Below are 13,126 nucleotides of genomic sequence, written 5' to 3' on the forward strand. Positions count from 1 at the left end.
CAGGCACGCAGGCACAGATCTGCGACCGGGGGGAACGATAGGAATGATCCGGCTAGAAAAGAGACCACAGCCATCGCGCGTCTGGTCGATGGCAACGCCGCTGGTGGCGGTGCTGGCGACGATGATTGCGGGCGGGCTGCTGTTTGCCGCCCTCGGCAAAGATCCGGTGGCGGCGATCCGCACCATCTTCTGGGACCCGTTGTTTGGCGAATTTGCCTTTTATTACCGCCCGCAACTGCTGGTGAAGGGTGCGCCCCTTGTGTTGATCGCCATCGGCCTGTCCTTGGGCTTTCGTGCGGGGATCTGGAACATCGGCGCTGAAGGCCAGTACATCATGGGCGCCATCTGTGGCGCCGGGGCCGGCCTTGCCTTTTACCCGTCGGACTCGGTCCTGATCTTTCCGCTGATGGTGGTGGCTGGCGCGCTTGGCGGCTGGGCCTGGGCGATGATCCCGGCCGTGCTCAAGACCCGCTTTGGCACCAATGAGATCCTGGTCTCGCTGATGCTGGTCTATGTGGCCGAGCAGTTCCTCGCATCGGTCTCGCTTGGCCTGTTGAAAAACCCGGAGGGCTTCGGCTTTCCCGGCTCGCGCAACCTGCAGTCCTGGGACAGCGCCCATAACGCCGAGCTGATCGTGGGCACCGGCATGCACTGGGGTGTTGTGGCGGCGCTGATTGCCGTGATCTTTGCCTATGTGCTGCTGAACCGTCACATGCTGGGATATCACATCCGCCTGAGCGGCGAGGCCCCGCGTGCGGCGCGTTTTGCAGGTGTGAACCCCACCCGGCTGGTGCTTTTCTGCCTTGGCACCTCCGGCGCTCTGGCAGGTCTTGCGGGCCTGTTTGAAGTTTCCGGCCCCTCCGGTCAGATCTCCATCGATTTCAATGTGGGCTACGGGTTTACCGCCATTATTGTCGCCTTCCTTGGCCGGTTGCATCCGGTGGGTATTCTGCTGGCCGGCGGGTTGATGGCGCTGACCTATATCGGCGGCGATATCGCGCAGTCCAACATGGGCCTGCCCTCTGCCGCGATCCAGGTGTTTCAGGGGATGCTGCTGTTCTTCCTGCTGGCCTTCGACCTGCTGACCAATTTCCGCATCACCCTGCGCAAGCGGGAGGTGGCGTGATGCCAAGGCCTGCATTCTGGTGGACCCTCGCGGTATTGGGCACCGTTCTACCCTGGCTGTTCTTTGCGTCATTCATTGCCCAGCACGGCCTGTCACCTGTGTTGTTCATAACGGCATTGTTTGAGAATGGGGCTGCTGCGGGGTTTTCGACGGATATCCAGCTGTCGATCCCAATGTTCTGGATCTGGTCTTTCTTTGACGCCAAACGCGAAGGCGTCGACCTGTGGTGGCTGACCCTGCCTGCGGCCTTCACGGTTGGCCTCTCCCTTGCACTGCCGCTCTATTTTGCCCTGCGTGAAACGAGGAACGCCTGATATGGATCTTTCTGCAATCAACCCGGTCCTGCTCATCGCCTCGCTGATGGTGGCGGCCACACCGATCCTGATCGCCGCCATTGGCGAATTGGTGGTGGAAAAATCAGGCGTTCTGAACCTTGGCGTCGAAGGCATGATGATCACCGGCGCCATCGCCGGTTTCGCCACCGCGGTTGAGACCGGCTCCCCCCTGCTGGGCTTCTTTGCTGCCGCCTTTGCCGGGGCAGCGCTGTCGGTTTTGTTCGGCTTCCTGACCCAGTTTGCCAAAGCCAATCAGGTCGCCTCAGGCCTGGCGCTGACGCTGTTTGGTCTGGGGCTGTCGGCGCTGATGGGGCAATCCTATGTGGGGGTGAAGCCGCCGCAAATGGGCGACATCCATATCCCCGTCTTGAGCGATCTGCCGGTGGTGGGTCCGATCCTCTTTGGCCATGATATCATTCTCTATTTCGGTATCGCGCTCACCGCCGCTGTCTGGGCGCTGCTGAAGTTTTCCCGTGCCGGGCTGATCCTGCGGGCGGTCGGTGAAAACCACGACGCCGCCCATGCGCTGGGGTACAAGGTGATCCGCATCCGCCTGATGGCGATCCTGTTCGGCGGTGCCTGTGCGGGCGTTGGCGGCGCCTACATCAGCCTTATCCGGGTGCCGCAATGGACCGAGGGCATGACCGCCGGTGTCGGCTGGATTGCGCTGGCGCTGGTGGTCTTTGCCAGCTGGAAGCCGTGGCGCGCGCTGCTCGGTGCCTATCTTTTCGGCGGGGTCACTGTGGTGCAGCTCAATCTGCAGGCCGCAGGCGTTGCCATCCCGGTCGAGTATCTGGCAATGTCGCCCTACGTTATCACCATTGTCGTGCTTGTTATTCTTTCCGCGGACAAGAGCAGCGCACCTGCCGCCCTTGGCCGCAATTTCCACGCCTCCCGCTGATCTGGCGGGCGGCGGAACCTCTGTCCAGGGTCCTCTCCTGGGCACAACAACCAAAACGGGGAGTCCGTAAAGATGAAACTGAATAAACTGCTGACCAGCGCCGCAGTGGCGCTTGGCCTGGCAACCGGCGCCGTGGCCGCAGACGACAAGACCAAAGTGGGATTTGTCTATGTTGGTCCGGTGGGTGATGGTGGCTGGACCTATGAACATGATCAGGGCCGCAAGGCCGTGGTTGCGGAATTCGGCGACAAGGTCGAAACCGTCTACGTCGAAAACGTGGCAGAAGGCCCCGATGCCGAGCGCGTGATGACCCAGATGGCGCTGGAAGGCGCAGATCTGATCTTCACCACCTCCTTTGGCTACATGGATCCGACCATCAACGTCGCCAAGAAATTCCCGAACGTGAAGTTCGAGCACGCCACCGGCTACAAGCGCGCCGACAATGTCTCCACCTACTCGGCCCGTTTCTACGAAGGCCGCGCGGTACAGGGCCACATCGCGGGAAATCTCACCGAAAGCAATATCGTCGGCTACATCGGCTCCTATCCGATCCCCGAAGTGATCCGCGGCATCAACTCGGCCTATCTTCATGCCAAGAAAGTGAACCCCGATGTGGAGTTCAAAATCGTCTGGGCTTTCACCTGGTTTGACCCGGCGAAGGAAGCCGACGCTGCCAAGGTTCTGATCGAACAGGGCGCCGATGTGATCCTGCAGCACACCGACTCCACCGCGCCGCAAGCCGCCGCGCAGGCCGCTGGCAATGTCTACACGTTTGGCCAGGCCTCGGATATGGCCGAGTATGCGCCGAAACCGCGCGTCTCCTCCATCATCGATGACTGGGCGCCTTACTACATTGCCCGCACCCAGGCCGTGATGGATGGCAGCTGGGCCAGCACCGACACCTGGCACGGTATCGGCGACGGCATGGTGAAAATCGGCGAGATCACCGATGCGGTTCCCGCAGCGGTGAAGGAAGAAGCCCTGGCGCTCAAGGCATCGCTGGCTGATGGCTCCTACCATGCATTCACCGGTCCGATCAAAAAACAGGACGGCTCCGACTGGCTGGCAGAAGGTGAGACCGCGGATGACGGCACGCTGGCGGGCATGAACTTCTTCGTCGAGGGCATTCAGGGCGACATCCCGCAATAAGCGGCGCTGCCTCCTCAAAGATGGAATGACACGAAAGGCCCGCCTCATCCGGCGGGCCTTTTTTCACAAAAACCTTCAGTGGCATCTGCGAGGGCAAGCCTCGCCGGGTCCCATGACCTTCGCCTGTCACCTTTCCAAAAATACTCAAAATCCCAAAACGCAATTCGGCACTTCAGCCGCGATGAAACACCCGCAGCGCCAGCAGCACACGGGAACTGGCGGTCACCAGACACAGCGCGCCAAAGATCCAGGCCATGGGGGCAAACCACGCAGGCAGCAGGCACAGGAGCACGAAGAAGCCGATGGTCTCCGCCCCCTCCAACAGCCCGCCGGTGAAATAGAGCGTCTTCACCCCGCGCGCCGTGCTCTTCATCTTGTGTTTTTCCGCCAGAACCGCATAGCCCAGAAAACTGGTGCCGTTCACATAGAACGTCATCAGCAGGAAGGCACCCGCCACCGCGTTCTGGCCCGGATCCGCCAGCACAAAGGCCAGCGGCACCGCGCCGTAGAACAGGAAATCACAGGTGATATCGAGATAGCCGCCAAAATCACTTGGTTCACTGGCGCGGGCCACCGCACCGTCCAGACCATCCGCCAGCCGTGACAGCAGCAGCGGCAGCAGCGCCAGCGCAAACAGACCGCAGGCGATCATCACGGCCGACAGCAGCCCCAGCCCCAGCCCCAGCAGTGTCACCTGATTGGCGCTGATGCCGGCGCGGGCGATCACCTGCCCCTGCGCGTTCAGCATCGGATCAATCAGCGGGCGGATTTTTGAATCAAACATACTCTCCCCTACCCCGCGCACCGGGGCTTTGCCACTCACGATTATGATAGGCGGACTGCGGGATTTCCCGCAGATATCTTTGCGCCAATATCTGACATTTTGCGCTTTTGGTTGCGGCGCACTCGTGCCACGCTGCGGCGCATGAACACCAATCTGATCAGCCTAGACGGCACCCCCGCCGGCGCCCTTGCCTTTGGCACCATGCAGTTTGGCGGCCGTGCCAATGCCGCGCAATCGGCTGCGATGTATGACGCCTGCCGCGCCGCCGGGATCACCCATTTCGATACCGCCTGGGTCTATACTGATGGCCAGAGCGAAGAGATCCTCGGCCAGTTGATCCGGGACGCCCGCGACAGCCTGCTGATCGCCACCAAGGTCGCCTACACCGGTGGCGCAGGCCCTGAGAATATCCGCCGCCAGCTGGATCAGTCACGGGCGCGTCTGGGGCAGGATATGGTCGATATCCTATATCTGCACCGCTACGACGAAGAAACGGATCTGCGCGAAACGCTTGCCTCACTGGCCGAGCTGCGCGCCGCCGGGCAGTTTCGCTATCTCGGCCTGTCGAACTTTGCCGCCTGGCAGGTGATGAAGGCGATCATGATCGGACAGGAGTTTGATCTGCGCCCGGCGATCCTGCAGCCGATGTATTCGCTCATCAAACGTCAGGCCGAGGTCGAGATCCTGCCGATGTGCGCCGATCAGGACATCGCCGTTGCCCCCTATTCGCCACTTGGCGGCGGAATGCTGACCGGGAAATATGCCGCAGATCCGACCGATGGTGGCAGCCGGGGCCGGCTGGATGAAGACCCCCGCTACCGCGAACGTTACGGCCAACGCTGGATGCTGGACAGTGCCAGCGCCCTTGCTGAACTGGCTGCGGAGCTGGGGGTGGAGCCTGCAAGCCTCGCTGTGGCCTGGGCGGCAGGCTATGGCGCGCAGGTGACGCCGATCATCTCCGCCCGCACGCTTGCGCAGCTGCGCCCCTCGCTGGCGGCGCTGGATATCGAGATGACGCCCGCGCTTTATGACCGCATCTCAGCGCTGTCGCCACGTCCGGCGCCGGCCACCGACAGACTGGAGGAACAGGCATGAGCACTCAGATCCCCGATGTGCTGATCATTGGCGGCGGTCTTGCGGGCCTTAGCGCCGCAGCCGCGCTCAGCCCCCGACGCAGCACCCTCGTGCTGGAGAGCGAAAGCGCACTTGGCTATCATTCCTCCGGTCGCTCTGCGGCGATGTTTGAGGCCCATTACGGCCCCAGCCCGGTGCAGGTGCTGACACAGGCCAGCGAGGCCCATCACCGCAGCAATGGCTATCTCAGCCCGCGCGGCATGATGCTGGTCGCAGGCCCCAATCAGGCAGAGGACTTTGCCGCTGACTGCGCCGTCCTGTCGCTGACAGAGATTCCCGTGGAACAGGCGGTGCAGATGGTGCCGGTGCTGAACCCCGCCGCAGTAGGCTTTGCCGCCTATCACGACACCGCCGAAGATCTGGATGCCGACAGGCTGCTGCAGGATTTCGCTAAGGTCACACGCAGCCACGGTGGCAGGATCCGGACCGATGCGCAGGTGACAGCGATCCGCCACAGCGCTGCAGATGATCTTTGGGAGGTTGAGGTCACAACCGGCACGGGGACGGGCAGAACCACCGAAACCCTGCGCAGCCGCCATATCGTCAATGCCGCCGGAGCCTGGGCCGATGAGATCTCCGCGCTGGCGAATATTGCTCCGATTGGGCTGCAACCCAAACGTCGCTCCATGGCGCGGCTGCCTGCCCCCGGTGGCCACGATGTCACCCGCTGGCCGATGATCATGGGAGTGGGCGAATGCTGGTATGCAAAACCGGACGCAGGCAAGCTGCTGGTCTCTCCCGCCGATGCCGATCCGGTCGCGCCGCATGATGCCTATGCTGATGATATGGTGCTGGCCGAGGGGCTGGCCCGCTATGAGGAAATGGTGACAACACCCGTGACCCGCGTTGAGCACAACTGGGCGGGTCTGCGCAGCTTTGTCGCTGACGGTGTGCCGGTGATGGGTCCCGACCCGGATCAGCCCAGCTTTGTCTGGTGTGCGGGTCAGGGGGGATACGGCGTGCAGTCCAGCCCTGCTGCCGGGCGCTTGATTGCTGATCTGATCACCGGTGAGACCCCGAAAATCGATGCGACCACGCTGGCCGCTCTCAGCCCCGGACGGTTGCGCTGATGGCTGTGCGGAGCGTCCCCGGAGAAGCCTCCGTCGCGCTGCCTGAGGCGGGTGAGAAGCTGTTTGCCCCCTCTGCCGCGCGCAATCTGGAGCCGATTGCAGATCTTCTGGCCCAGATCGCCCCCCAGCCCGGCAGTTCGGAGCTCCCCCGCCCGCGCGCACTGGAAATCGCCAGCGGCACCGGCCAGCATATCGCCGGCTTCGCCCGCCGCTGCCCGCACATTGACTGGCATCCAAGTGACGTGGACCCGGCGCGATTGGCCAGCGTCACCGCCTACAGCGCCGAGAGCGGGTGTACAAACATCGCCCCGGCCCGCCAGCTAGACGCCACTGAAGAGCGTTGGCCTGAGGATATGGCTGCCTTTGATCTGATCGTCCTGTGCAACCTGCTGCATCTGATCAGCACGCCGGAAGCCAAAGCGCTGATCCGCGGGGCCGCCGATCATCTGGCACCGGGCGGGCGTTTCGTGATCTATGGGCCGTTCATGCGCGCAGGTGAGTTGACCAGCGAGGGTGATCGCGCCTTTCACACCAAACTGAGCAGCCATGACCCGGAGGTGGGTTACAAGGATGATTTCGATGTGATGGACTGGCTACAGGCCAGCGGTCTGGAGATGGCGGAGGTCATCGAGATGCCCGCCAACAATCTGGCGCTGGTGGCCAGACGATAGGTCAGCCGAGGGCCAGACGGCCCGTCCCCGGGAAGGCGACATCTAAGGCGAGGCGCGTGATCTCTTGGGGCCGAAACTTGCCGCTGTCTTGCATTGCAACTAGGGTCGACCCTTCGCCGCGACGCAACCCGCGCTGGTCGCCTGTGACGCGCGCGCACTCAGATCCAAGACATGAAGGTTACAATGACACTGAAATGGGCAATTATCGGCACCGGATTCATCTCCAACAAGGCGATTGACGGCATCAAGGCAAGCGATGGATCGCAGCTTCATAGCGTGTTTGGGCGACAGCCAGATCTGGTTGCAGAGTTTCAGACACGTCACGATATTCCCCACGGTCAGACCGATCTGGATGCGGTGCTGTCCGACCCGGAGCTGGACGCGATCTATATCGGCTTGCCGAACCATATGCACCATGTCGTCACCATGAAGGCGGCGCAGGCAGGACTGGCGGTGCTGTCAGAGAAATCGCTGACCACAACCATGGCCGAAGCCGACGCACTGCTGGGCGCGGTCTCGGATGCGGGGACCTTTTTTGTCGAGGGGCTGATGTATCTGGCACATCCGTTGCTGGCGCGGTTTGTCGAGGTTCTGCGCGATGGTCGGCTTGGCGCGTTGCGTAGTATCAACGGGTATTACTGCGCCGATATCTGGCAGGTCGTGAATCCCAAGGGCATGGGAACGCTCTATAATCTGGGCTGCTACCCAGCTTCGTTGCTACAGCTGACCGTGCAGACAATGTGTGGCGAGGACGCGTTTGCACAGCGCCAGCTGCACGGGGTCGGAAATCTCAATCAAGACGGCACGATCTGCGATGCGGCCTGCACGGTGCGGTTTGATACCGGCGTGTTGGCCACCTTGCATTCCACCGATTCCTACGGGACCGGCAATGGCTTCGCAGTGATTGGTGACAATGGCGTCCTAAGTTTTGAGACCAACCCCTGGCAGCCGATCGGAGGCCGCAGCACGCTGAAGTGGTCGCCATTTGACGGGGACGCGGAACTGATTCACGTCGAGGATCCCCATGACGCGTTTTATCACCAAACCAAGCTGGTGGAACACCATGTCTCCCGTGGCAATCGCGAAGCCGCGCGCCCCTCTCCCCGGCATCGCGACAGCCGAGAGATCATGGCCTTACTCACAGATTGGGAAGCCAGCGCGCGCGCCGCGCTCTCCGACTAAGGCGCGTATTTTCTTCAGATGAAAAAGCCCCGGCACATTGGCCGGGGCGTTGTTGTTTTAGTCTGCGCAAAAGAACCGAGAGATCACCCGTTCTGACGGATGGTCTCGTTCTTCGGATCGTAGGGGCTGTCGCAGGTGACGACCGCATCCCACAGCTTGTCCTGCATCTTGACCTGCAACTTGGTGCCTTCCACCGCAACGTCGGGTTTTACATAACCCATGCCGATGGATTTCTCAAAGGCCACCGAATAGCCGCCAGAGGTCAGGCGGCCAACACGGGTTGTGCCGTCTTCAGCATAAAGCGCCTCGTGGCCCCAGGGATCAGCGTCCGACGGACCGTCGATCAGCAGGGTGCAGCATTTGACGCGCACGCCGGTCTCAACCAGTTTGTCCTTGCCGTGGAAGTCTTTCTCCAGATCGACAAAGCGCGGCAGGTCGGCTTCCAGCGGGGTCGCGTCGCGGCCCAGTTCGTTGCCAAACGCGCGGTAGGATTTTTCCTGACGCAGCCAGTTCTGGGCGCGCGCGCCGACCAGCTTCATGCCGTGCTTCTCGCCCGCCTTTTCCAACAGATCGAACAGGTAGTTCTGCATCTCGATCGGGTGATGCAGCTCCCAGCCGAGTTCACCGGTGTAGGCCACGCGGATCGCATTGACCGGGCACATGCCCAGTTCGATCTGACGGGCCGACAGCCAGGGGAAGCGCTTGTTGGACAGTGCGGTTTCCGGATCGGCATCCACGATCACCTCTTTCAGCACATCGCGGGATTTCGGCCCTGCGATGGCGAAAACGCCCCACTGGGTGGTGACATCCTGGATCTCGATATAGCCGAACTCCTCCATCTTGTCCTCTGCGGCCTTGCGCAGGAAGTCGGCGTCATACTCGGTCCAGGCACCGGCGGAGACGAGGTAGTAGTTGTTCTCGCCATTGCGGACGATGGTGTATTCGGTGCGGGTGGTGCCAAAGGCGGTCAGCGCATAGGTCAGGTTGATGCGGCCAACCTTCGGCAGTTTGTTGCAGGTGAACCAATCCAGGAACTGGGTCGCACCAGGGCCTTTGACGACATGTTTGGTGAAGGCGGTTGCATCCACCAGACCAACCCCTTCGCGGATCGCCTTGGCCTCATCTACGGCATGCTGCCACCAGCCACCACGGCGGAAGGAGCGGCTCTCTTCGTCGAAGTTGTCGGGGGCATCGACAGGGCCGAAATAGTTCGGGCGTTCCCAGCCGTTGACCCAGCCAAACTGTGCGCCGCGTGCTTTCTGGCGGTCAAACGCAGGTGCTGTGCGCAGCGGGCGGGCTGCCGGGCGCTCTTCATCCGGGTGGTGCAGAATGTAGACGTGCTCATAGCACTCTTCGTTCTTGCGCGCCGCAAATTCGGTGGTCATCCAGTTGGAGGAGTAGCGTTTCGGATCGAGCGACGCCATATCGATCTCGGCCTCGCCGTCCACCATCATCTGCGCCAGGTAGTAGCCGGTGCCGCCCGCCGCCGTGATGCCGAAGGAGAAACCCTCTGCCAGCCACATATTGCGCAGGCCGGGAGCCGGGCCAACCAGCGGGTTGCCGTCGGGGGTGTAGCAGATCGGGCCGTTGAAGTCGTCCTTGAGGCCGGATTCGGCGCAGGAGGGCACACGCTCGGCCATCGCCATATACTGATCGGCAATCCGGTCCAGATCCAGCGGGAACAGGTCGGCGCGGAAGCTGTCTGGCACGCCATGCTCAAAGCGTGCAGGTGCGCCGTGCTCATAGATGCCAAGGATCCAGCCGCCGCGCTCCTCACGGGCATAGGATTCATTGTCGGCGTCGCGGATAACGGGGTGTTCAGGGTTGCCGGCTTCGCGCCATTTGACCAGCTCGGGGTCCTTGTCCATGACGATGAAGGTGTGCTCAACCGGAATCGCTGGCATTTTGATGCCCAGCATCTTGGCGGTGCGCTGCGCGTGGTTACCAGAGGCCGTGACGACATGCTCAGCGGTGATCACGACTTTCTCGTCGCTCTCAATGAGGTTGCCGCCCTTCTCAACCATCTTGGTGCAGGTGACCTCCCAATGGGTGCCATTCCAGTGGAAGTCGTCAGCCTGCAGCTTGCGGTGGATCTCAACGCCGCGCTGACGGGCGCCCTTGGCCATCGCCTGGGTCACATCGGCGGGGTTAATATAGCCATCTTCGGTGTGGTAGATCGCACCTTTCAGGTCGCCAGTCTCAATGAGCGGCCAGCGTTCCTTGATCTGATCCGGGGTCAGCCATTCGTAGTCGACATCGCAGGTCTCGGCGGTGGAGGCATAGAGCATATATTCATCCATGCGATCCTGAGTCTGCGCCATCCGCAGGTTACCCACCACGGCAAAACCTGCGTTGAGGCCGGTTTCTTCCTCAAGGGTCTTGTAGAAATCGACCGAGTATTTGTGAATATGGGTGGTCGCATAAGACATGTTGAACAGCGGCAGGAGACCCGCCGCGTGCCATGTCGAACCGGAGGTCAGCTCGTCACGCTCAATCAGCATGACGTCGTCCCAGCCTGCTTTGGCAAGGTGATAGGCAATCGAGGTGCCGACAGCGCCGCCGCCGACGACCAATGCTTTGACTTGGGTTTTCATGGGCCCGCTCTCCGGAAAATGATGACTCGTTTGCAGGGAGTTATGCCCCGCCTGCAGATTTTGCGCCAAATCCATCCGACCCAAAACATGACAAAACCGACCTAGCGTCGCCCGGAATGCAGGTTTCTGCCCGCCCCCTGTCGGTTTTCGTGGTCATGGCCCCGATTTGCCGCTTGGGTTTGCACAGCCCGCGATGCGCATGGCTTTGGTCCGGTCGGGGCACTGCCCTGCCGGAGTATCGTTCTCTTATACCCTGCTGCGGCCGTTTGATCGGTGCTGCTATACGGCCAGAATAACGAACAATAAGAAGTGGCGGCGCCGCCGGAAGCGGAGGTGGGACGGGGCAATCTGCCCCGCACGCTGAACGTCGGTTGTGCGTGCCCCTGCCAAGGGCCCTGTTCCAAAGTGCCGGGGATGTCAGTCCCGGCGGTGATCGCGATCAGCTCAGATCATGACAGTTTCAGATTGGGCAAAGGTAAGCCCACCGTGCGGCGGCTTCGCAACGGGCCGCCTTCTGCTCCTGCAAGGGCAGCGCCGTGAGTATTTCAGGAAAGGTGACAGAGCGAGGTCCGTCCTGTCACCTTTCTCTAAATACTCAAACTCCGACGTCAGACTGGCGCGCTGTGCTGTCGGCAGGCAGACCTCAAATCTCCAGGATCTTGCCGGGATTGAGGATATTCTCAGGGTCCAGTGCCGCCTTGATCGCGGCCATATAGCGGGTGGTCTCGCCCAACTCTTGCTTGAGATAGGGGCGTTTGCCCTGACCGATACCATGTTCCCCGGTGCAGGTGCCCTCCATGGAGATCGCCAACTCATTCAGCCAGCCGACGTAGGCATCGGCGGCCTCCCGTTCCGCGTCGCTGTCCATGTCGATCAGCAACAGCGCGTGGAAATTGCCATCGCCGACATGGCCGACCATCGGCGCTAGGAGGTCCATCTCTTCGGCTTTCGAGCGCGCAGCGCTGACACATTCGGCGAGTTTCGAGATTGGCACGCAGACATCGGTGGAGATCCCCCTGGCGCCGGGGCGCAGCTGCAGGCTGGCCCAATACATATCGTGGCGCGCCTGCCAAAGCTTGCTGCGCTCCTCAGCGGTGGAGGTCGCCGCGATATCAAAACCGCCGAATTCCTCAGCGATCTGGGCGAAGGTATCCGCCTGTTCCACCACGCCCGCCTCTGAGCCGTGGAACTCCAGCAGCAACAGCGGCATTTCCGGCAGGTCGAGGCCGGAATAGGCGTTGGCGGCGCGCACGCTCATCTCGTCCAGCAATTCGATCCGGGACACCGGGATGCCGTATTGGATGGTCATCATCACCGCGCGGCAGGCGTCATCCACACTGCGGAAGGCACAGCGCGCTGAGCGGATCGCCTCCGGGATGCCCTGCAGCCGCAGGGTCAGTTCGGTGATCAGACCCAGCGTGCCTTCGCTGCCGACCAGAAGGCGGGTCATGTCATAGCCAGCCGAGGATTTCTTGGCCCGCTGGGCGGTGCGGATCACCCCGCCGTCTGCCATCACCGCCTCAAGCGCCAGTACATTGTCCTTCATCGTGCCATAGCGCACCGCATTGGTGCCGGAGGCGCGGGTCGCGGCCATACCGCCGAGCGAGGCATTGGCGCCGGGATCAATCGGGAAGAACAGGCCCTGATCGCGCAGATAGGTGTTGAGCTGCTCGCGGGTCACCCCCGGTTGCACCACCACATCCAGGTCTTCGGCATGGACCGCAAGGATCTTGTCCATCCGCATCATATCTACGCAGATGCCGCCCGCGGGGGCGTTGACATGGCCTTCAAGCGAGGTACCAGTGCCATAGGGGATCACCGGGACGCCGTAGTCGGCGCAGGTCCTGACGATCTCTGCGACCTCATCGGTGGAGGTCGGAAAGACCACCGCATCCGGTGGCTGATTGGTGATCCATGTGGTGGTGTGGCCATGCTGCTCGCGGATCGCCTGCCCGGTCTGCAGCTGCTCACCAAAGCGTTGTTTCAACACGTCAATCACCGCGTTGATACCGGTCTCATTGCGCGGCAATGCTGTGGCCTGCACCATGGTCTTATCCCCCAAATAGGCGTGTGCCGGACGATTGCCCGGCACTTCACCTGTTAACTTACACAGCGGTGCAAAGGTCCAGCAATACCCAGTAGTCGGTAGGGTATCGGACGCCCGGCCGGATGTGGCCGGG

Annotated in this window: 11 protein-coding genes; 8 read left to right on the plus strand and 3 right to left on the minus strand. The window is 61.9% G+C overall.

The genetic code is table 11. The features are described from left to right. The first annotated feature begins 43 nt into the window (after window positions 1–43). The 4 genes from D1820_RS08780 to D1820_RS08795 all read left to right on the plus strand — a co-directional run bounded on the left by D1820_RS08780 (window position 44) and on the right by D1820_RS08795 (window position 3,511). Complete coding sequence (locus D1820_RS08780) at window positions 44–1,126, plus strand: ABC transporter permease (RefSeq protein ID WP_118068615.1); 1,083 nt, start codon at window positions 44–46, stop codon at window positions 1,124–1,126. Then, on the plus strand, window positions 1,126–1,440 hold the full coding sequence (locus D1820_RS08785; RefSeq protein WP_118068616.1) for a DUF2834 domain-containing protein: 315 nt from the start codon (window positions 1,126–1,128) through the stop codon (window positions 1,438–1,440). Before D1820_RS08780 ends, D1820_RS08785 begins: the two co-directional genes overlap by 1 nt. A 1-nt stretch (window position 1,441) precedes the next feature. Next, the gene (locus tag D1820_RS08790; RefSeq protein WP_014875712.1) at window positions 1,442–2,362 is read left to right on the plus strand and encodes an ABC transporter permease; all 921 of its coding nucleotides are present in this window, start codon (window positions 1,442–1,444) and stop codon (window positions 2,360–2,362) included. 72 nt (window positions 2,363–2,434) lie between these two features. Further along, the gene (locus D1820_RS08795; RefSeq protein WP_102883978.1) at window positions 2,435–3,511 is read left to right on the plus strand and encodes a BMP family ABC transporter substrate-binding protein; all 1,077 of its coding nucleotides are present in this window, start codon (window positions 2,435–2,437) and stop codon (window positions 3,509–3,511) included. A 172-nt stretch (window positions 3,512–3,683) separates the two neighbouring features. Here D1820_RS08795 and D1820_RS08800 read toward each other — a convergent pair whose 3' ends face one another. Continuing rightward, the gene (locus D1820_RS08800; protein ID WP_118068617.1) at window positions 3,684–4,295 is read right to left on the minus strand and encodes a CDP-alcohol phosphatidyltransferase family protein; all 612 of its coding nucleotides are present in this window, start codon (window positions 4,293–4,295) and stop codon (window positions 3,684–3,686) included. A 141-nt stretch (window positions 4,296–4,436) separates the two neighbouring features. On the opposite strand from D1820_RS08800, the gene D1820_RS08805 reads away from it, so the two are divergent. From D1820_RS08805 to D1820_RS08820, 4 genes are all read left to right on the plus strand, one after another. After that, window positions 4,437–5,390: an aldo/keto reductase gene (locus tag D1820_RS08805; RefSeq protein ID WP_118068618.1), complete on the plus strand. Its 954-nt coding sequence runs from the start codon at window positions 4,437–4,439 to the stop codon at window positions 5,388–5,390. Further along, window positions 5,387–6,499, plus strand: coding sequence for an FAD-binding oxidoreductase (locus D1820_RS08810; protein ID WP_118068620.1), 1,113 nt, complete (start codon window positions 5,387–5,389; stop codon window positions 6,497–6,499). Before D1820_RS08805 ends, D1820_RS08810 begins: the two co-directional genes overlap by 4 nt. Then, complete coding sequence (locus tag D1820_RS08815) at window positions 6,499–7,170, plus strand: DUF938 domain-containing protein (protein ID WP_118068622.1); 672 nt, start codon at window positions 6,499–6,501, stop codon at window positions 7,168–7,170. Before D1820_RS08810 ends, D1820_RS08815 begins: the two co-directional genes overlap by 1 nt. A 183-nt stretch (window positions 7,171–7,353) precedes the next feature. Further along, window positions 7,354–8,352, plus strand: coding sequence for a Gfo/Idh/MocA family protein (locus tag D1820_RS08820; RefSeq protein ID WP_118068623.1), 999 nt, complete (start codon window positions 7,354–7,356; stop codon window positions 8,350–8,352). An 83-nt stretch (window positions 8,353–8,435) separates the two neighbouring features. On the opposite strand, the gene D1820_RS08825 is transcribed toward D1820_RS08820, so the two are convergent. Both D1820_RS08825 and D1820_RS08830 read right to left on the minus strand, forming a co-directional pair. Then, entirely contained in the window at window positions 8,436–10,946 is a 2,511-nt protein-coding gene (locus tag D1820_RS08825; protein WP_118068625.1) for an FAD-dependent oxidoreductase, read from the minus strand. A 643-nt stretch (window positions 10,947–11,589) separates the two neighbouring features. Further along, window positions 11,590–12,993: an FAD-binding oxidoreductase gene (locus tag D1820_RS08830; RefSeq protein ID WP_118068627.1), complete on the minus strand. Its 1,404-nt coding sequence runs from the start codon at window positions 12,991–12,993 to the stop codon at window positions 11,590–11,592. Window positions 12,994–13,126 lie beyond the last annotated feature (133 nt).

This window comes from Phaeobacter sp. LSS9 (assembly GCF_003443595.1).
GTDB classification, from domain to species: Bacteria; Pseudomonadota; Alphaproteobacteria; order Rhodobacterales; family Rhodobacteraceae; genus Phaeobacter; species Phaeobacter piscinae.